This is a genomic window from Virgibacillus ainsalahensis, assembly GCF_055380755.1.
Genome location: NZ_AP043943.1, coordinates 3527140 through 3546293 on the forward strand (window position 1 = coordinate 3527140; position 19154 = coordinate 3546293).

Below are 19154 nucleotides of genomic sequence, written 5' to 3' on the forward strand. Positions count from 1 at the left end.
TCGCTTTTAGCCAAGCTTTTTAAACAGCTTACTGCGTGTGAAAGTATAAAACGGGGGTAAGCAGAGATTATAGAATGTGGACAAGAAAATCTGTCAGTGAACGCAATTCATCAGGTTATATACGTTGTCCACATTTTTGTTGATAAACTTATTAACGGTAGTGTGAACAAGTATCCACATGTTGTCCACAGATTGTGGGTAAGTCAATACCCGAATTTTTATTCATAAGAGTTAAACACAGTTATGATATCAAATAAAACCGTATAGTGCAATGGTTTTTCGACAGTTATCCACAAATACTAAGCCTTGTATATAAAATTCATCCACACCCCTATATTTTGTGATTATCTTGTCGATAGTTGTTGTGGATAGAAAAAAATGGTCGAAATTTGCCCAACATTGGGCTGTGGATAAAACTTGAGAAGAAAAAGATGAAATTACAGTTGACAGATGGGAGGGGTTTTACTTATAATTACAAAGACTGTCTATGGATAGGGTTAAATTTTAAATTTTGATATACAGGGTTTTGAGAAATCCCCTTAGGGAGGTGCAGGAATAATGAAAAGAACATTTCAACCAAATAACCGCAAACGTAAAAAAGTCCACGGTTTTCGTCAGCGTATGAGCACAAAGAACGGCCGTCAGGTTTTAGCGCGCCGTCGCCGTAAAGGAAGAAAAGTATTGTCTGCATAGGCCACTGAAATGTCAGTGGTCTTTTCTACTTTTAATAAGAATCAGAAAGGAAAAGAACCACTTTTCCTTTACATAGATTAACTGGATGACATGCTTATAGCTTGTAGATCGCAGTAAAGGTGAGCGTTTATGAAAAAAGAGTTTCGTATAAAGAAGAATGAGGAATTCCAATTTACATTTCAATATGGAAAGTCTTTTGCCAATCGGCAGCTTGTTATATACTATGTTAGAAAGCCAAACCAGAACCATTTTCGGATTGGCCTTTCTGTCGGAAAAAAAATTGGAAACGCTGTAACGAGAAATCGAATTAAAAGGTACCTGCGCCAGGCATTTCAGGAAATGGAAGTGCGATTACCTGAATCCTATGATATTGTAATTATTGCTAGACAGCCGACAAAGAATATGGGTTTTCTGGAAATAAAAAAAAGCTTAACCCATTTATTATATAAAGAACAGTTACTAAAAAATGCTAAAAAATAGTGACATTAAAATAGAATCCTATATGCAGTTAAGTTAGAATGACATGTAGAGTGATTTAGTAAGTGGTTTGATAGGAGGAAAGACATTGCGTAAAAAGTACATGTTGCTGCTGATGTTAGTCGGGGCAATGGCAATATTGTCAGGTTGTATGCAAATTGAAGAGCCAATCACTTCAGAGAGTGAAGGAATCTGGAACACGATATTTGTATATCCGCTTTCATGGGTGATTATTAATATAGCTGAAATTTTCAGTGAGAATTATGGATTGTCGATTATCGTTGTAACGCTGTTAATCCGTACATTGCTTATGCCTTTAAATGTTAAACAATTAAAGAGTTCAAAAGCTATGCAGGAAATTCAGCCCCAACTTAAGGAGATTCAGAAAAAATACAGCTCGAAGGATCAGAAAACACAACAAAAGCTCCAACAGGAAACAATGGAGCTATTTCAAAAGAACGGGGTTAATCCGTTAGCAGGGTGTCTGCCGATTTTAGTGCAAATGCCGATATTGATTGCAATGTACCATGCAATTATGCGAACAGGAGAAATCAGTACCCATTCCTTCCTATGGTTTGAATTGGGCTCACCGGATCCTTTCTTTATTTTGCCGATTTTAACAGCAGGATTTACATTCCTGCAGCAGAAATTAATGATGTCAACAAATACCAGTATGAAAGACAACCCACAAATGGCACTGCAAATGCAGGTTATGCTTTATATCATGCCGGTCATGATTGGTGTATTCGCGGTCTTTTTCCCATCGGCATTGGCATTATACTGGGTAACAGGTAACATCTTTATGGTTATTCAAACACTGCTTATTAATAAACCAATGATGAGCAATAATGGAGGAGACAAAAAGTGAAAGAAATAACTGCTAGTGGCCAAACAGTTGAAGAAGCGGTTCAGTCAGCGTTAGAGCAGTTAAACACCACGGAGGACCATGTTGAGATTGAGGTAATTGATGAAGGCAAAAAAGGAATACTCGGCTTTGGAGCAAAACCGGCAATTGTTAAAGTTGTGATTGCTAAGAATTCAATCGAGGATACGGAAGCATTTATTAAAGAAGTAACGAATCATATGAATCTAGATGTAGAGATTGTGACAACCATTGAAGGTAATCACGTAACTTATGAATTGCAAGGGGAGAATATTGCGATTTTAATTGGAAAACGTGGTCAAACCCTGAATGCCTTGCAATATTTAGTGCATCTTGCATTAAACAAGGACAACGAACAGTTTTATTCTGTTACGGTTGATGCAGAAGGATACCGTGGACGAAGAAAAGAAACACTTGAATCTCTGGCATTGAAAATGGCGGATAAAGCAATGCAGTTAAATAAAAAAGTTGCTCTTGAGCCGATGCCGGCATTTGAACGAAAAATCATTCATAATAAATTACAAGGTATGGAACAAGTTTCGACATATTCCGATGGCGTCGAGCCACATCGGAATATTGTGATAAAACCATAACCAAATATTGATGGAAAGCCCCGGGAAACCGGGGCTTTTTTATAAGAAGTTGTTCAAAAAGTCTATGTATAGGTAAAGAATGAATAAAGAATACTATGTATAGAATCAAAAAGTGCGATGATGATAGGTTAAGGATTGAATAAAAAGGAGTTTGATCAATGAATAATTTTTCCGGAACGATATTCAGTGGGGATTTTGATGAAGATCAGGAAACCTTTTATCTTACACAAGTGAAAAATATTTCCACCCAATCTACCTTATCTACGGATCAACTGACACAGCTTTATCAATATTTGAAAAAACAGGAAGACACATGCACGATTACAGTGAATGACCAGATGCCCATTCTTCTGCAAGCAGATGAAGTTGCCCAGCTGCTAAAAGAACTCGATATTGTTATGGAGCAGGTGAATGCTTAAGTTTTTGAGATGTAGAGCATACTACTAAAAAATATGTATATGTTTAAGGATATGTTAGAAAACTTGGCTAAACGTCCAAGCTTTTATGGCAATAGAGACTAAGCCCGTACTTATGCAGTAAGATAGTTTTATACGTTTGATATGAAAACAACTGTTATTAGAACCGGAAAAATTATTCAGAATAACCCCATGAACCAAGATTATATCTTTTTCCGGTTGGCTCTTTTGGTAAATTTAGTTGCTCTTTAATGTCGCAGTAGATATAAAAGACGAAGTAACTTTATCGTGATATCGCTTCTTCCATTCCTTTTGAACCCGAGTGCTATCACAATCGCTTCGGCAGAATACTTCGCTTTCCGTGGGCACGGCTTCAGCCTCCTCAGAAGCAAAGAACGCTTCTTCCGGGGTCTTCAGACTCGTGCTATTCCCACAGGAGTCTACGTATTCTGCCTACGCTGGGAGTAGTGTTCTGTTATAGAAAGGATAAAGCTCATGGAATCTGTGTTTCATTGACGTTTTCTCTCTTAAACAGAAAGATATTCTAAGCTGCTTAAGAAATGCGAGACTCCAACGGGAAAGGAACAGTCTGAAGACCCCACAGCGAGCCGCCTTTGCGAGTGAGGAGGCTGAAGCGTTCCCCGTGGAAAGCGAGTATTTTTTAAGCAGCGCTTGACTAGCACTCATTTTGTAAAGGATGAGAGGAAGTCACTGTTAGGTTACGTCGTCTTTTATATCTTTTGTGTCAAAAACAGCAAATCTTTTCGGTGGGACGAGTAATCGCAGTCCAATCTTTTAGAGAACAGCCTTCTGGATAAATTAGCTGTTTTCATTATAAAGTAGTAGTGGCATGCTCTTAGCCGCCATGTTAGTTTCTTAACTGCTAAAGAAAAAACGTTTATCCACATGTGAATAAACGTTTTTTTCAATCACACGAAATTATTTTTGTGGATAAGTTTATTTTTGAATGAAATTATGGTATTCTAGTTTGTTAGTGACGATAAAAGTGTCGTTACTAAATAATATAATAAATAATTATTTATCATATAGATATCAAATGTTGGAGGTGAAAGCGATGGAGACAGATACAATTACTGCCATATCAACCCCGACCGGTGAAGGGGCAATTGCGATAGTAAGATTGAGCGGACCTGAAGCGATTTCGATTACTGCCCAGGTTTTTCAGGGAAAAGATTTAAAAGCGGTGGATTCCCACACCATTCATTACGGAAAAATTATTGATCCGGAAACGGGTGACGTTGCTGAGGAAGTAATGGTTTCCGTCATGCGTGCGCCGAAAACATTTACTCGTGAAGATGTTGTCGAAATTAATTGTCATGGTGGAATGGTTGCCGTTAATCGTGTGCTGGAAATTATTTTGTCGAAAGGACCAAGACTTGCGGAACCAGGTGAATTTACAAAACGTGCATTTTTACATGGGCGGATTGACCTTTCACAGGCAGAAGCGGTAATGGATCTTATTCGGGCAAAAACGGATAAGGCAATGTCCGTGGCATTGAAACAGATGGACGGCAGACTGTCCGGTCTTATACAGAAATATCGACAGGAACTCCTGGAGACTGTTGCGCATGTTGAGGTAAACATTGATTACCCGGAATATGATGATGTGGAAGAAATGTCACATGATATGATGCGTGAGAAAACAAATGAAGTGTATAAGGAAATTGAAGAACTGCTTAATGTAGCGAAACAAGGGAAAATATTAAGAGAAGGACTTGCTACAGCAATTATTGGCCGTCCGAATGTAGGGAAATCTTCACTGATGAACACACTCGTACAGGAAAATAAAGCTATCGTAACAGAAGTACCCGGCACGACTCGTGATATTATCGAGGAATATGTCAATGTTCGTGGTGTACCGCTTCGATTGGTAGATACAGCAGGAATCCGGGAAACAGAAGATATTGTCGAAAAAATTGGAGTAGAACGCTCCAGACAGGTACTGCAGGAGTCCGATCTCATATTATTTGTGTTAAACTATAATGATGAACTGACTAATGAAGATATAAAGCTTTTTGAAGCGGTAAAAGGTTTGGAATATATTGTAATTATCAATAAGACTGACTTGGAGCAAAAGCTTGATTTGGATAAAGTAAAAGAGCATACGGAAGGAAATCCTATTATTACCACTTCATTAATTGAAGAAGAAGGAGTGGACGAATTGGAAGCAGCAATTGCTGAAACCTTCTTTTCCGGTGATATTGATACCGGTGATTTAACGTATGTATCCAATATAAGGCATATTCAATTACTGAAACAGGCAAAACAGGCCCTGGAAGACGCAATGGAAGGGATAGAACTTGGGATGCCGATGGACATTGTACAGATCGATGTAACCCGTACATGGGAATTTTTAGGCGAAATAATTGGAGACACGGCAAGTGACAGCCTCATCGACCAGTTATTCTCACAATTCTGTTTAGGAAAGTAAGCAATTAAACAACTATTTATAAGAAAGGGTGAAACAAATGACTTATGATGCTGGACATTATGATGTTATCGTCATTGGTGCAGGACACGCAGGCGTTGAAGCTGGCCTTGCAGCAGCACGAAGAGGCGCAAAAACGCTGATGCTCACACTGAACCTGGATATGGTTGCGTTTATGCCATGTAATCCGTCACTTGGCGGACCGGCAAAAGGGATTGTTGTGAGAGAAATTGATGCTCTCGGCGGTGAAATGGCGAAAGTTATTGATAGAAATCACATCCAAATGAGGATGCTGAATACAAGAAAAGGTCCTGCTGTACAAGCATTGCGTGCACAGGCCGATAAACCGATGTATATTAAAGACATGAAACAAGTGATCGAGGGACAGGAGAACTTAACCCTCCGTCAAGGAATGGTAAATGAATTAATCGTGGAAGACGGTGTGTGTAAAGGGGTTATAACCGAATCCAAAGCAGCATATTCCGCAGAAACTGTGATTGTTACAACAGGAACTTTTATGCGCGGTAAAGTGCTGATGGGTGATTTGGAGTATGAAAGTGGTCCAAATAACCAACGTGTTTCCGTGAAGCTTTCCGAAAATCTGGAGAAGCTTGGTTTTGAACTGACGCGATTCAAAACAGGTACACCACCACGTGTAAACAGCAATACCATTGATTATTCCCAAACGGAAATTCAACCGGGTGATGAAAAGCAACAGGCGTTTTCCTATGAAACAACGGAATATATTACCGATCAGATTCCTTGCTGGTTAACATATACAAATGAATTCACCCATGAGGTGATTAATGATAACCTGGAGCTTTCAGCAATGTATTCCGGCATGAAACGCGGTACAGGACCACGTTACTGTCCATCTATTGAGGATAAAATCGTTCGTTTTAATGATAAACCACGTCACCAGATTTTCTTAGAACCAGAAGGAAGAGATACAGATGAAGTGTATGTTCAAGGATTATCGACTTCTCTTCCTGAATCGGTACAACATGGAATGGTGCGCAGTGTAAAAGGCCTCGAAAATGCGGAAATTATGCGTGCCGGCTATGCGATTGAATATGATGCAGTAGTTCCGACACAACTATGGCCAACATTGGAAACGAAAAAAATCCCAGGCCTTTATACAGCTGGACAAATTAATGGAACATCCGGCTATGAAGAAGCAGCTGCACAAGGGATTATGGCAGGTATTAATGCTGCTGCAAAAGTACTTGGCAAAGACCCGGTTATTTTGGATCGTTCCCAAGCTTATATTGGTGTATTGATTGATGACCTTGTAACAAAAGGAACCAATGAACCATATCGCTTGTTAACATCCCGTGCGGAGTACCGCTTACTGCTACGTCATGATAATGCAGATCTGCGGTTAACGGAAATCGGCCATGATATTGGTTTGATTCCTGAAGAACGTTACCAAAGATTTGTTGAGAAAAAACGTTTGGTCGAAGAAGAGAAAAAACGGTTAAGCAAAATAATCATTAAGCCGTCCGATGAATTAAATGAGATTATGAAAGAAGTTAGGGGAACACCATTAAAAGAAGCGATAAAGGCTTATGATCTCATGAAACGTCCTGAGCTAAACTATGAAACGGTGGAGCGGATGATTGAAACAAATCCGGAACTTTCAAAAGAAGTGAAGGAACAGGTAGGCATTCAAATCAAGTATGAAGGATATATTAAAAAAGCAAACGAACAAGTTGCCCGTATGCTGAAAATGGAAGATAAAAAAATTCCGGAAAATATTGATTATGATGATATTAGCGGACTTGCTACAGAAGCAATTCAAAGGTTGAAAAAGGTTCGTCCATTGTCAGTAGGGCAAGCCTCCCGAATATCAGGAGTGAATCCTGCCGATGTGTCCATCTTGCTTGTGTATATTGAGCAGGGAAATATTGCTCATATTGCCAACTAATTTTAAGGGGATTTTTAAAATATGAACCCAAAACAATTTGCTATTAGCTTGAATGAAAAAGGAATTGAATTAAGTGATCGGCAACTGAATCAATTTTCTATTTACTTTCAAACATTGGTGGAATGGAATAACAAAATTAATTTGACAGCATTAACAGATGAAGAAGATGTGTATTTAAAGCATTTCTATGACTCAATATCAGCAGCATTTCACTATGATTTTACGGGTAATTTGCATATTTGTGATGTGGGTGCAGGGGCCGGTTTCCCCAGCATCCCACTTAAAATATGCTTTCCGGATCTTCATGTGACGATTGTGGATTCATTACAGAAGCGGATTGGTTTCCTCAACCAATTGGCAACAAAATTGGAACTGACAAATGTTGCGTTTCATCATGATCGGGCAGAGAATTTCGGAAAAAATGCAGATTTCAGGGAGTCGTTCGATGTTGTTACAGCTAGAGCAGTTGCCCGAATGTCTGTATTAAGTGAATTATGTCTGCCTTTGACGAAAAAGAACGGTGTATTCATCGCAATGAAGGGTGCTCAGGCAAACGAAGAATTGAAAAATGCTGAAACTGCAATCAAAATTTTAGGTGGAGAAATAGATCAAGTTCATACGTTTTCCTTGCCGAAAGAGGAAAGTGAACGATCGATTGTAATTGTAAATAAGGAAAGGAAGACACCAAAAAAATATCCAAGAAAAGCTGGTACGCCAAATAAAGACCCGATCGAGTAAAATTGGCGTACTCAGCTTTTTTACTATATAATAATAGATGTAGAAAACTCATCCGATTCTATTCTTTTTCTTTTTTAATATCGCATGTGGTAAAATGGGCTCAGAAAGGTCGAGTACTATTTGTTCACAGCGGTTTTTTAACAGTTAATTAAGTATATATAAGGTCTGATAGATTCATATTTTTTACATTTCATTTCCATTGTTTCACGTGAAACAATTTTATATACATAAATGTAATACCAGTATTAAAAGTAGTTTGAATAAAAAGGTGGTGTCTGATGTGGTAAGTCCTTTTAATCGGATTTTTGGTTTGGGAGATAAGTCAGATTCTGATGAACAAGAAAAAACCTACAATTCAGATGAAGTGATCCAGATTCCTATTGATAAAATAGAAGCGAATCGATATCAACCCAGGTCAATTTTCAGTGAAGAAAAAATAAAGGAACTGGCGCAGACAATAAATACACATGGAATGATCCAACCAATTGTTGTTCGGAAATTGGAGGGAGAAGAAGAGAAGTATGAACTGATTGCCGGTGAACGCAGATGGCGTGCTGTTCAATCATTGGAATGGGAAAATATATCCGCAATCATTCGGGAAATGACGGATGCAGAAACCGCTTCCGTTGCTTTGATAGAGAATCTTCAAAGAGAAGAACTGACGGTCATTGAAGAAGCGAATGCTTATGCTAGATTATTGGAACTCCATTCATTAACACAGGAAGCCTTAGCTCAAAGGTTGGGTAAAAACCAATCAACGATTGCAAATAAGCTCCGTTTGTTAAAGCTTCCAGATGAAGTACAACAGGCGTTATTAAATAAAGAAATTACCGAGCGTCATGCAAGGGCGTTAATTAAGGTAGATGATCCTGAAAAACAGCTGAAGGTGCTGTATGATATCATAGAACAGGACTTAAACGTAAAACAAACAGAAGAACGGATCACTAATATGAATAAGCCAAAAGAAGAGCAAAAGAAAAAGCGTACGAAATTAAAGGGCTTTAATAAGGATATCCGAATTGCCATGAATACTATACGCCAATCACTGAGTATGGTGTCAGATACAGGGGTAGATGTAGAATCTGACGAAGAAGAATTGGATGACTATTATCAAATCACAATTAAAATACCGAAAAAGAAATAATATTTTTATATTCACAGTTAATAAAGTATAAAACTTTCTTACTGCATAAGTGCTGGCTTTGGCAAATCGCCTAACCTATAGCGACTGCTAAGTTTTCTAATAAATGAAACCCATCTTTCAAGAGAAGGTGGGTCTTTTCATAAGTTAAACTATTAAAATCTTTATCGTATACGTGTGACTTGAAAAGACGAGTTTTCTATGAAGATAAAAAACCAGCATGGCGGCTAGGAGCATGCTGCCCCCATCTATAATGAAAACAGTTAATGTAACCAGAAGGCTAATAGATTTGCACTGCGGTTACGCTACCCACTGAAAAGATTTGGGACTGCGATTAATCGTCCCACCGAAAAGATTTTGGGACTGCGATTACTCGCCCCATCGAAAAAACATGGGGCTGCGATTACTCGCCCCACCAAAATGATTTGTTGCTTTTGACACAAAAGATATAAAAGACGAAGTAACTGCTGGGTTGATTTCCGCTGCGGACCGTTGCTTTCCGCGGGCACGGCTTCAGCCTCCTCGAGAAACCCACTCTGCGGGGTCTTCAGCTCGTGCTGTTCCCGCTGGAGTCAACGGTCCTCCGCTCCAATCAACTATCTTAAAAGTGCATAACTATTACGTGATTGCAATAAAGCAATAAATAAATGCTATAAGTTGCAGTGCGCTAACCAGCGAAGGAAATACACGGAGACTCCAGCGGGAAAAAAGGCATCGGTGAGACCCCGGAGTGCGATAGCACGAGGAGGCTCACCAGCCGCCCGCGGAAAGCGTAGTGTATTTCCGTAGCGAGTAATCGCACCAACCATAATTTCAAGTTACGTCGTCTTTTATATCAACTGCGACATTAAAGAGCAACAAAAAAATATAATCTTGGTTCATGGGGTTATCTGAATAACTTTTCCGGTTCTAATAACAGTTGTTTTCATATAGAAGTAAAAACCTTTTTACTGCACAAGTGCGGACTTTGGCTTTATTGCCATAGAAGGTTGGGCATTTAGCCAAGTTTTCTAATATTAAAATCCAAACAAGGACACATTATCAGATTCATGGGGGAAATTTAAGATTCCAAGCATTATTCCTGTTTACGTTTTAATAACATTGCATCAAAAGTATAGTCGCTTTTGCCGAAAAAATGATAGAATAGAAGATATTGTACAATCAAGTAAATAATGGATGTAATTTGCAAGTTTCTAAAATAGGTAGGTGTCAACATGGGAAAAATATTGTCCATCGCAAATCAAAAAGGTGGCGTAGGAAAAACAACTTCATCTGTTAATTTAAGTGCATGCCTTGCTCAGTTAGGGCATAAGGTTCTATTAATCGACACAGATCCACAAGGCAATGCAACCAGTGGCGTTGGTGTTAATAAAGCGGATATGGATCAATGTATTTATAATGTTCTCGTTGAAGGATTACCGGCAGAGGAAGTTTGTGTTTCAACAAAAATTAGCAACTTAGATATTATACCTGCTACGATCCAACTTGCTGGGGCAGAAATTGAACTTGTACCAATTATTTCAAGAGAAATCCGGTTAAAGTCAGCATTGGAAAGCCTCAAAGATCAATATGATTACATTATTATAGATTGTCCACCTTCATTAGGATTATTGACGATTAATGCATTAACATCTTCTGATACGGTAATGATTCCGGTTCAATGTGAATATTATGCCCTGGAAGGTTTAAGTCAGTTGTTAAATACGATACGTCTGGTGCAAAAGCATTTAAATAAAGAATTAATGATTGAAGGCGTATTACTGACAATGCTTGATGCAAGGACAAATTTAGGGTTACAGGTAATTGATGAGGTTAAAAAATATTTTCAGGATAAAGTCTATAACTCTATCATCCCAAGAAATGTACGTTTAGGAGAGGCTCCAAGTCACGGACAGCCGATTATTACGTACGATCCAAAATCAAGAGGTGCAGAGGTCTATCTTGAATTGGCAAAGGAAGTGATTGCTAATGGCGAAAGGGTTGGGTAAGGGACTTGATGCCTTTTTCCCTGACATTGAAAAGCAGGATAATGATTCAATACATGAAATCGCAGTGAAGGAATGCCGGCCAAATCCATATCAGCCCAGAAAAACATTTCATGCCGATGCAATAGAGGAATTAAAGGAATCTATTTTAGAATATGGGATTATTCAGCCATTAATTGTCCGAAAAAGCATTAAAGGGTATGAAATTGTTGTAGGGGAGAGACGGCACAGAGCTGCAAAAGAGGCAGGCCTGGAAACAGTCCCTGTCGTCATCAAAGAACTTTCAGATGAGAAAATGATGGAACTGGCATTACTGGAAAACCTGCAGCGTGAGGACTTATCTCCAATTGAAGAAGCCCATGCCTATGCAAATTTAATGAATGAATTAAAAGTAACGCAGGAAGAGTTATCAAAGCGACTGGGAAAAAGCCGGTCTCATATTGCAAACACTGTGCGGTTACTGTCTTTACCGGATCAGGTAATAGCATACATTAGTAATGGCGAGTTATCCATGGGACATGGACGTGCATTACTTGGACTGAAAGACAAAGATAAAGTAGTCCCGATAGTTAAAAAGATAAGACAGGAAAAACTGAATGTTAGACAAGTTGAAAAGCTAATTACACAGCTGAATGAAAAGCCCACTCCTAAAAAGGGAAAACCGAAGAAGGACATTTTTATTCAGGAAAGAGAATCCATGTTACAGCAACGGCTGGGAACAGGTGTTAACATTAATAAGGGCAAACGAAAAGGAAAAATTGAAATTGAGTTTCATTCTGATGAAGATTTGGAACGTATCATAGAAGTTCTCGAAAAACAATAAATGAATTGCTAAGAATGAAAGACTGACGCTATTAGTAGTGTTAGTCTTTTGTTTACTTATTGGGAAGACATGAAGTTATATTGTTTCACGTGGAACATTGTAAAAACCTTCCGTATTGGTTTAATATTGATTTATACATAAAATTACGAGGTATGGAGATGGGGAAATGGCTTTATTTGGAACATTGGTAAATGGAGTGTTGATAGTTTTAGGAAGTTTGTTTGGATTGTTTTTCACTAAAATACCGGAGAGATATAAAGAAACTGTGATGCACGGTATCGGGCTTGTTGTTCTATTAATCGGTTTACAAATGGCCTTTTCAACAGAAGAAATTATTGTAGTGCTCCTAAGCTTGCTTTCAGGAGCACTCCTTGGTGAACTTATCCATCTGGAAGAAGGACTGAATCGGTTTGGTGAATGGATCGGAAGCAAATTCACAACTACCCGTGATGACTTTAGCATATCTCAAGGTTTCGTTACAGCATCCTTGATTTTTGTTGTTGGTGCGATGTCTGTAATTGGAGCGTTGGATGGGGGCTTGAGGGGAGATCATGAGGTTTTAATAACAAAAGGTATACTTGATGGATTTGTGGCACTTGTGTTAACCACAACGTTAGGTTTTGGTGTCATATTGTCCGTTTTTCCTGTTTTACTTTATCAGGGCGCAATTGCATTATTTGCAACACAAATCGAAAAATGGCTGCCAGAAAGTTTTTTAAATGGATTAATTGTCGAGTTAACCGCAGTAGGTGGTTTGCTGATTCTCGCTATTGCACTAAATATGTTAAATATCACAAAAATACGGATTGGGAATCTATTGCCGGCAATTGTCACAGTCGTTATAATCTATTATATCTATCAATTGTTCTAATAGACAGCAATGGGATAAAGCGCTCAGAAATAAAGTAGACTATAGAGGGGATTCATTATGCAGCAAGTCCTGAAAACAATATATGAAGGAATAATGGTTCTTCTTGTTATGTTGACTATCGCAACAATCTGGACAGAGGATACATATAATACAACAATCAATTGGATTGTATGGGGCGTTTTTGTTTTCGACTTTTTCATCCGGTTGATAATGACGGAGGAAAAATGGAACTTCATTAAACAAAATCCATTCCTGGTTATTGCTATCATTCCGTTTGATCAATTTTTTCAGGTGGCCAGAATTGTCCGGATTGTCTATTTGTTCCGTATAAAGACAATCACGAAATATTATATATCTCCTTTTGTTGAAAAGTTAACCTACCGATCCTTGTTGCTTGTAGGATTGATTATTTTATCTTTGCTGCTGGTTGAATCCGTAGTTGTTTGGGATTTGGAAAGTTCTATTAATACCTATGCGGACGCACTTTACGTTATAATTGGACATCTAATGTTTTTTGGACGGGAAATTTTTGTGACTGACAACACCATTACAATTTGGCTCCTAACAGGCACTTCCATCATAGGAGTGTTAATTCAGGGTCTGGCACTGCAATGGGTATTTACAAAGGTGGATAGCTTTTATAAAAATCGAAAGGCCAAAAAACAGGAGCAAGTAAAAGAAATCAATTAGCTTATAACCATATACAAAAAACAACGAGCCCTTTTAATGAGGGCTCGTTGTTTTTTATTATATAAAAGGGGAGTTACATATATTTTAACTTACCCTGTTTCTGCTTCTGTAAAACCACTGCAGGCATAGAATAATTATATGTCATTTGTTGATCCATACAATCTAACAATTCAGCTACTTTATTAGCCATGTCCATAACAATGGATAATCGTGTATTTTGCAGGACGGAATACTCCATAAAACCACTGACATTAACAATACCGGTAATATGTATATCACCAATGGAAGGAAGTGATTTATTCAAGGCAGCCCCCGGTTTTACCGGCCCTTTACTGGCTGTCAATTCTCCAATTGTTGCTGATTTCCCCAAGCAAGCATCTATCGCAATAATATAGGGGTTTTTATGTGCTTCTTTAATAAGATGGATATATTCTTTTAAATTAGTCGCATGCACCGGATGTTTTAGTGTGCCATAAACGGTCATATGTTTTGGTTTCATTGCAGAAAAGGCAGTTCCTGCTAAGGGGCCAAGTGCATCCCCGGTAGAACGATCTGTCCCGATACAGACAACCACATATTCGTGTGGGGATTCCGGGAACCATGTAATTATTTTCTTACTCATATTTTCAAGAAGGTCAGGATCTGTATGCAGCATACGAAAATTCTCATGTTGGGACATAAAACGCTTCTTAAGATTCATAGCTTATCCTCCACAATCATATTGGTATAGTATACGGATTTTTTTACCGATCTATACATAAATTCAAAAAATTGGAGGAAAAGGCATGATAAAAGCTGGTCTGAAATGGATGTTTTTAATAATCGGAACAACAATAGGTGCAGGGTATGCCTCGGGAAGAGAGTTATGGCAATTTTTTGGACATGAAAGCGGACTGGCTATTCTCATGTTTGTCATTTTTTTCTCTGTGTCCAGTGGTGTCATCATGAAGATTAGCCGTGAGCAACAATCCACCCATTACCTTCCAGTATTGCGGGATATTGTGGGAGCAAGGTTGACTGGTATTTATGACGTGATGATATTTTTATATCTGTTTACAACAACGGTCGTGATGATTGCAGGAAGCGGAGCAACTGGACAGGCGTTTAACTTCTCCTATTGGTGGGGTATAGGTATTATGGTAATTGCCCTAATTCTGTTATTTCTTAAAGGAATTAATGGATTACTGGCAATGAATCAGTTTGTCTTACCACTTTTACTGGGGGGTCTGTTGTTTATCCTTCTATTATTTACGAGGGATCAGGGGTTGGAATTATTTTCCCATTGGCATGAACAACGAAACTGGGCGGCAGCTTTTCCATTTACTGCATTGAATATTCTGCCAATGATCGCGGTACTGGGTGCAATAGGTAATAAAGTCAAATCCAAACAGGAGATATGGATTGCCTGTGGGGGAAGTGGCCTTATATTAGGTGTTATTTCCTATGTATATAATAATAGCTTAATACAGATAGCGGATGAATTGCTTTTATATGAGATTCCGTTATTCGCAATACTTAGAGATTATCCATTTGAGATGCTAATATTTATGGGAATTCTTCTCTGGTTTGCGATTTTCACAACGGCAGCTGCCGGTATTCTTGGAATTGTAACAAGAGTTCAAGAGTATATAAAGAAACCGTTAGGCTTGATTGTAGTGGTAACCTTAGCTACAATGATTCCATTGACAACATTAGGTTTTTCTACATTGATTAACTATATTTATCCAGTTTACGGAATATTAAATTTGTATGTATTAACACGATTATTGTTGTACCCAATTTGGAATAAACTGGAAAATAAAAAGACGTAGCAATAAATTGGAGGTTTTAGAATGGATGAAGTCAATACCCAAATTACATCATTATGGGATTATTTAACAGGTCCTGAGCTATGGACAACTATTGCTTCTGGAGCATTAAGAATCCTTGCCATAATAATACTGGCTGTAATCATTGTAAAGGTTATCAGAAAACTTGTAGACAGACTTTTTTCAAACAAACAGAAAGGGCCTATCCGAATTACCGAACGACGGGAAAACACACTTAAAAAACTCATTAAAAGTGTTGTCGCTTATTTCGTGTACTTTGTAGCAATTGTTATGATTTTGGGTGTGTTTAACATTGAGATTGGGCCATTAATCGCTGGTGCCGGTGTAGTCGGACTGGCAATTGGTTTTGGTGCACAGAACCTGGTTCGTGATATTATTTCCGGATTTTTCATCATCTTTGAAGATCAGTTTTCTGTAGGGGATTATATAGCAGTATCCGGTATAGAAGGTACAGTGGAAGAAATCGGCTTGCGGATAACAAAGGTACTAAGCTGGACAGGGGAAATGAATGTTTTGCCGAATGGTAATATTACGCAGGTAACCAACTATTCCGTACACAATGGGCTTTCCATCGTGGATATTAATGTACCGTATGAAAGCAATGTTGATGATGCAGAACAAATTATTAATGAAGTTGCTGCAACATTACCGGAAAAATATGATTTCATTGTAGGTACGCCGGAAATTATTGGTGTACAAAATCTTGACGTTTCCCATTTTGTTATTCGAGTGATTGCGGATACGCTGCCTGGTTTTCAATGGGCTGGAGAGCGGAATATTCGCAAAGAAGTACAGGACAAACTATACAAATCAGGAATTGAAATTCCATCACCTCGTGTCGTAATGTATTCACGTGATGAGCAGGAAGAAATGAATAAAAACCGCGGGCTCGGACAGTAATTTTTTGCTATAATGGAAGTAACATTTATGCAGTAAGAAAACTTTGCCCTTTCTTATCTGTGAAAAAAGGAGAACACCAAATGGCAGAAAAACAATTTGGATTGAATGATGTGGTACAGATGAAAAAGCCGCATCCATGTGGGGAGAACCGCTGGAAAATTATTCGTATGGGAATGGATATCCGTATTAAATGCCAAGGCTGTGGGCATAGTGTAATGATTCCTCGCAGAGAGTTTACGAAAAAAATGAAAAAAGTACTGGAATCCGCAGAAAATAGTTAAAATTGACTATTGGACACACAAAATAGTAAAATAGGGGTATAAAAAGATAAATTAATAGGGTAAATGACAAAAATAGGCATCCTTTTGTTGCCTATTTTTGTTTTTTGCAAACTTGTCTTATTTTTAAAACCTATCTATAATTAGATTACGCGTTCATATGAATGGAATCCTTAAGGAGTGAAAGTTGTATGTCTTTGACAGCAGGAATTGTCGGACTTCCAAATGTAGGGAAATCTACGCTTTTTAATGCAATTACACAGGCGGGAGCAGAAGCGGCAAATTATCCATTTGCTACGATCGACCCGAATGTCGGAATTGTGGAAGTACCAGACAACCGCTTAGATAAATTAACAGAATTAGTAAAACCGAAAAAAACAGTACCTACAGCATTTGAGTTTACTGATATTGCAGGTATTGTGAAAGGAGCAAGTAAAGGGGAGGGATTGGGCAATCAATTTCTGTCCCATATTCGCCAGGTTGATGCAATCTGCCAGGTTGTGCGCTGTTTTGCAGACGATAATATTACGCATGTATCAGGAAAGATTGATCCTATTGATGATATTGAAATCATTAATTTGGAACTTATCCTCGCAGATTTGGAAACCGTTAATAAGCGTTTCCAGCGGGTGGAAAAACTAGCGAGGCAGAAAGATAAGGCAGCTGTAGCGGAACTTGATATACTTGTGAAATTAAAAGAAGGTCTTGAAGAAGAAAAACCGGTACGGGCTTTGGAATTTACTGAAGACCAGTGGAAAATTGTCAAAGGTCTCCATTTATTGACAAGTAAGCCAACCCTGTATGTAGCAAATGTAAGTGAAGAAGAAGTCGCTGACCCTGAATCCAATCCAAATGTACAAAAGGTAAAAGCGTATGCTGCGAAGGAAAATGCAGAGGTTATTGTAGTTTGTGCAAAAATCGAAGAAGAAATTTCTGAACTGGATCAGGAGGAAAAAGAGATGTTCCTCGAGGATCTTGGGATTGATGAATCCGGTCTTGATAAACTGATTAAAGCCTCATACAATCTCTTAGGTTTGGCTACGTACTTTACAGCAGGTGAACAGGAAGTGCGTGCATGGACATTTAGAAAAGGCATTAAAGCCCCACAGGCAGCAGGGATTATCCATACAGATTTTGAACGGGGATTTATCCGTGCAGAAACGGTTTCCTATGATGATCTTATGGAAGCAGGGGCAATGGCACAGGCACGTGAAAATGGAAGAGTGCGCCTGGAAGGTAAAGAGTATATTGTAAAAGACGGCGATGTCATACATTTTCGTTTTAATGTGTAGGCAGTTTTTTAAAAGTTCGATGCTATACTTGGTTCTTGGATGAAAGAAAATGCTGATGGCTGATAAAACATGGACAGAGAAAATATGCGAGAATCCTGGAAAATGCATACGCATTGAAAAGCGAGTATATTTTCTTCTGTGGCTATGATATGAAACTAAAAGGTGTAAAACGTATAATTGGGATCTCTCGAAGGCTTGTTTTTTTGAAATAAATTTGGTATAATTCTCTATTGTGAGTAATTATTATCGATTACTCCTTGCCACTATAAGAAAATGGTGGCCGCTAAGACCAAAAGGAGGTGTAACGGATGAGAAAATACGAAATCATGTATATCGTCCGCCCAGACATTGAAGAGGAAGCTTTGACAGCGCTTGTTGAGCGTTTTAATGGCATCCTGACAGATAATGGAGCGGAAATTGAAAAAGTGGACGAAAAAGGTAAGAAGCGTCTTGCTTATGAAATCCAAGATTACCGTGATGGATATTATGTACTCATTAACTTCAACGGTGGCGAAGAAGCAATCAATGAATTTGATCGCCTGGCGAAGTTCTCTGATGACATTATTCGTCATATTGCTATTCGAGATGAACAATAATAAGGAGTGGTTCTGATGTTAAATCGTGTCGTACTTGTAGGCAGGTTAACGAAGGATCCTGATTTACGTTATACACCAAATGGCGTGGCTGTAGCCAATTTTACGATTGCAGTGAATCGGCCTTTTTCCAATCAGCAGGGAAACCGGGAAGCTGACTTTATTAACTGTGTCGTTTGGCGCAGACCAGCTGAAAACCTGGCAAACTACATGAGAAAAGGCAGCATGATCGGTGTTGATGGTCGTGTTCAAACACGTACATTTGAAGGACAAGATGGGAAAACTGTTTTTGTGACAGAAATCGTTGCAGACAGTGTACAATTTCTAGAATCTAAAGGTGCCTCTCAAGATAGAGGGCAGGATACTTCAGGATTCCAGCAAAACAGAAATCAGAACCAATTTCAAAACCAAAACCAAAATCAATTTCAACCAAATCAAAATCAACAAAATCAAAATCAACAAAATCAGAACCAGAATCAGGACGACCCATTCAAAAATAATGGGGAGCCTATTGATATATCAGATGATGATTTGCCGTTCTAAAACGGATAAATTAAAAAATGAAGGAGGGTTTTC

The 19154-nt window shown here is 38.4% G+C and carries 20 protein-coding genes; 19 read left to right on the forward strand and 1 reads right to left on the reverse strand.

The features are described from left to right. Positions 1-558: 558 nt before the first annotated feature. The 13 genes from rpmH to ACZ427_RS17585 all read left to right on the forward strand — a co-directional run bounded on the left by rpmH (position 559) and on the right by ACZ427_RS17585 (position 13686). Positions 559-693, forward strand: a complete 135-nt coding sequence (gene rpmH / locus ACZ427_RS17525) for a 50S ribosomal protein L34 (protein WP_461178022.1) — start codon at positions 559-561, stop codon at positions 691-693. Between the two features lie 129 nt (positions 694-822). Further along, positions 823-1173: a ribonuclease P protein component gene (gene rnpA / locus ACZ427_RS17530; RefSeq protein ID WP_461178021.1), complete on the forward strand. Its 351-nt coding sequence runs from the start codon at positions 823-825 to the stop codon at positions 1171-1173. A 100-nt stretch (positions 1174-1273) separates the two neighbouring features. After that, positions 1274-2038 carry a YidC family membrane integrase SpoIIIJ gene (gene spoIIIJ, locus ACZ427_RS17535; RefSeq protein ID WP_464883588.1) on the forward strand — a complete coding sequence of 255 codons (765 nt, stop codon included), beginning with the start codon at positions 1274-1276 and terminating at the stop codon, positions 2036-2038. Next, positions 2035-2646 (forward strand): RNA-binding cell elongation regulator Jag/EloR, encoded by a 612-nt coding sequence (gene jag / locus ACZ427_RS17540; protein WP_461178019.1) that lies wholly within the window; start codon positions 2035-2037, stop codon positions 2644-2646. The genes spoIIIJ and jag overlap by 4 nt, the downstream gene beginning before the upstream one ends. A gap of 158 nt (positions 2647-2804) precedes the next feature. After that, positions 2805-3065, forward strand: a complete 261-nt coding sequence (locus ACZ427_RS17545; RefSeq protein WP_461178018.1) for a hypothetical protein — start codon at positions 2805-2807, stop codon at positions 3063-3065. Positions 3066-4137: 1072 nt separating this feature from the next. Then, positions 4138-5514 (forward strand): tRNA uridine-5-carboxymethylaminomethyl(34) synthesis GTPase MnmE, encoded by a 1377-nt coding sequence (gene mnmE / locus ACZ427_RS17550; RefSeq protein WP_461178017.1) that lies wholly within the window; start codon positions 4138-4140, stop codon positions 5512-5514. A gap of 37 nt (positions 5515-5551) precedes the next feature. Next, the gene (gene mnmG, locus ACZ427_RS17555; RefSeq protein WP_461178016.1) at positions 5552-7438 is read left to right on the forward strand and encodes a tRNA uridine-5-carboxymethylaminomethyl(34) synthesis enzyme MnmG; all 1887 of its coding nucleotides are present in this window, start codon (positions 5552-5554) and stop codon (positions 7436-7438) included. Between the two features lie 21 nt (positions 7439-7459). Next, positions 7460-8176: a 16S rRNA (guanine(527)-N(7))-methyltransferase RsmG gene (gene rsmG, locus ACZ427_RS17560; protein ID WP_461178015.1), complete on the forward strand. Its 717-nt coding sequence runs from the start codon at positions 7460-7462 to the stop codon at positions 8174-8176. 280 nt (positions 8177-8456) lie between these two features. Then, positions 8457-9320 carry a nucleoid occlusion protein gene (noc, locus tag ACZ427_RS17565; RefSeq protein ID WP_461178014.1) on the forward strand — a complete coding sequence of 288 codons (864 nt, stop codon included), beginning with the start codon at positions 8457-8459 and terminating at the stop codon, positions 9318-9320. 1211 nt (positions 9321-10531) lie between these two features. Further along, complete coding sequence (locus tag ACZ427_RS17570) at positions 10532-11305, forward strand: ParA family protein (protein WP_461178013.1); 774 nt, start codon at positions 10532-10534, stop codon at positions 11303-11305. Then, complete coding sequence (locus ACZ427_RS17575; RefSeq protein ID WP_461178012.1) at positions 11286-12125, forward strand: ParB/RepB/Spo0J family partition protein; 840 nt, start codon at positions 11286-11288, stop codon at positions 12123-12125. The genes ACZ427_RS17570 and ACZ427_RS17575 overlap by 20 nt, the downstream gene beginning before the upstream one ends. Positions 12126-12291: 166 nt before the next feature. Beyond that, positions 12292-12996 carry a DUF554 domain-containing protein gene (locus ACZ427_RS17580; RefSeq protein WP_461178011.1) on the forward strand — a complete coding sequence of 235 codons (705 nt, stop codon included), beginning with the start codon at positions 12292-12294 and terminating at the stop codon, positions 12994-12996. 57 nt (positions 12997-13053) lie between these two features. Next, on the forward strand, positions 13054-13686 hold the full coding sequence (locus tag ACZ427_RS17585) for a transporter (protein ID WP_461178010.1): 633 nt from the start codon (positions 13054-13056) through the stop codon (positions 13684-13686). Positions 13687-13759: 73 nt separating this feature from the next. On the opposite strand, the gene yyaC is transcribed toward ACZ427_RS17585, so the two are convergent. Then, positions 13760-14386 (reverse strand): spore protease YyaC, encoded by a 627-nt coding sequence (yyaC, locus tag ACZ427_RS17590; protein ID WP_461178009.1) that lies wholly within the window; start codon positions 14384-14386, stop codon positions 13760-13762. A gap of 85 nt (positions 14387-14471) precedes the next feature. Between yyaC and ACZ427_RS17595 the strand changes: the two genes are divergently transcribed. The 6 genes from ACZ427_RS17595 to ssb all read left to right on the forward strand — a co-directional run bounded on the left by ACZ427_RS17595 (position 14472) and on the right by ssb (position 19121). Further along, positions 14472-15497, forward strand: a complete 1026-nt coding sequence (locus tag ACZ427_RS17595) for a YkvI family membrane protein (RefSeq protein ID WP_461178008.1) — start codon at positions 14472-14474, stop codon at positions 15495-15497. A gap of 21 nt (positions 15498-15518) precedes the next feature. Beyond that, entirely contained in the window at positions 15519-16415 is an 897-nt protein-coding gene (locus tag ACZ427_RS17600; protein WP_461178007.1) for a mechanosensitive ion channel family protein, read from the forward strand. 80 nt (positions 16416-16495) lie between these two features. Then, positions 16496-16696, forward strand: a complete 201-nt coding sequence (locus ACZ427_RS17605; RefSeq protein ID WP_461178006.1) for a DUF951 domain-containing protein — start codon at positions 16496-16498, stop codon at positions 16694-16696. A 188-nt stretch (positions 16697-16884) separates the two neighbouring features. After that, a complete protein-coding gene (gene ychF / locus ACZ427_RS17610) occupies positions 16885-17985 on the forward strand; it encodes a redox-regulated ATPase YchF (protein WP_461178005.1) in 1101 nt (366 codons plus the stop codon). A gap of 308 nt (positions 17986-18293) precedes the next feature. Further along, positions 18294-18581 (forward strand): 30S ribosomal protein S6, encoded by a 288-nt coding sequence (rpsF, locus tag ACZ427_RS17615; RefSeq protein ID WP_461178004.1) that lies wholly within the window; start codon positions 18294-18296, stop codon positions 18579-18581. Between the two features lie 15 nt (positions 18582-18596). Next, positions 18597-19121 (forward strand): single-stranded DNA-binding protein, encoded by a 525-nt coding sequence (gene ssb / locus ACZ427_RS17620; protein ID WP_461178003.1) that lies wholly within the window; start codon positions 18597-18599, stop codon positions 19119-19121. Positions 19122-19154 lie beyond the last annotated feature (33 nt).

What these genes read in the sequence shown, in the direction of transcription:
- yyaC (WP_461178009.1), bottom strand. Translation starts at nt 14,386, where the DNA reads ATGAATCTTAAGAAGCGTTTTATGTCCCAACATGAGAATTTTCGTATG.
- ACZ427_RS17605 (WP_461178006.1), top strand. Translation starts at nt 16,496, where the DNA reads ATGGCAGAAAAACAATTTGGATTGAATGATGTGGTACAGATGAAAAAG.
- ACZ427_RS17580 (WP_461178011.1), top strand. Translation starts at nt 12,292, where the DNA reads ATGGCTTTATTTGGAACATTGGTAAATGGAGTGTTGATAGTTTTAGGA.
- rsmG (WP_461178015.1), top strand. Translation starts at nt 7,460, where the DNA reads ATGAACCCAAAACAATTTGCTATTAGCTTGAATGAAAAAGGAATTGAA.
- ACZ427_RS17545 (WP_461178018.1), top strand. Translation starts at nt 2,805, where the DNA reads ATGAATAATTTTTCCGGAACGATATTCAGTGGGGATTTTGATGAAGAT.
- rpmH (WP_461178022.1), top strand. Translation starts at nt 559, where the DNA reads ATGAAAAGAACATTTCAACCAAATAACCGCAAACGTAAAAAAGTCCAC.
- ACZ427_RS17595 (WP_461178008.1), top strand. Translation starts at nt 14,472, where the DNA reads ATGATAAAAGCTGGTCTGAAATGGATGTTTTTAATAATCGGAACAACA.
- ACZ427_RS17575 (WP_461178012.1), top strand. Translation starts at nt 11,286, where the DNA reads ATGGCGAAAGGGTTGGGTAAGGGACTTGATGCCTTTTTCCCTGACATT.
- ychF (WP_461178005.1), top strand. Translation starts at nt 16,885, where the DNA reads ATGTCTTTGACAGCAGGAATTGTCGGACTTCCAAATGTAGGGAAATCT.
- rpsF (WP_461178004.1), top strand. Translation starts at nt 18,294, where the DNA reads ATGAGAAAATACGAAATCATGTATATCGTCCGCCCAGACATTGAAGAG.
- mnmE (WP_461178017.1), top strand. Translation starts at nt 4,138, where the DNA reads ATGGAGACAGATACAATTACTGCCATATCAACCCCGACCGGTGAAGGG.
- ACZ427_RS17570 (WP_461178013.1), top strand. Translation starts at nt 10,532, where the DNA reads ATGGGAAAAATATTGTCCATCGCAAATCAAAAAGGTGGCGTAGGAAAA.
- rnpA (WP_461178021.1), top strand. Translation starts at nt 823, where the DNA reads ATGAAAAAAGAGTTTCGTATAAAGAAGAATGAGGAATTCCAATTTACA.
- ACZ427_RS17600 (WP_461178007.1), top strand. Translation starts at nt 15,519, where the DNA reads ATGGATGAAGTCAATACCCAAATTACATCATTATGGGATTATTTAACA.
- mnmG (WP_461178016.1), top strand. Translation starts at nt 5,552, where the DNA reads ATGACTTATGATGCTGGACATTATGATGTTATCGTCATTGGTGCAGGA.
- spoIIIJ (WP_464883588.1), top strand. Translation starts at nt 1,274, where the DNA reads ATGTTGCTGCTGATGTTAGTCGGGGCAATGGCAATATTGTCAGGTTGT.
- ACZ427_RS17585 (WP_461178010.1), top strand. Translation starts at nt 13,054, where the DNA reads ATGCAGCAAGTCCTGAAAACAATATATGAAGGAATAATGGTTCTTCTT.
- ssb (WP_461178003.1), top strand. Translation starts at nt 18,597, where the DNA reads ATGTTAAATCGTGTCGTACTTGTAGGCAGGTTAACGAAGGATCCTGAT.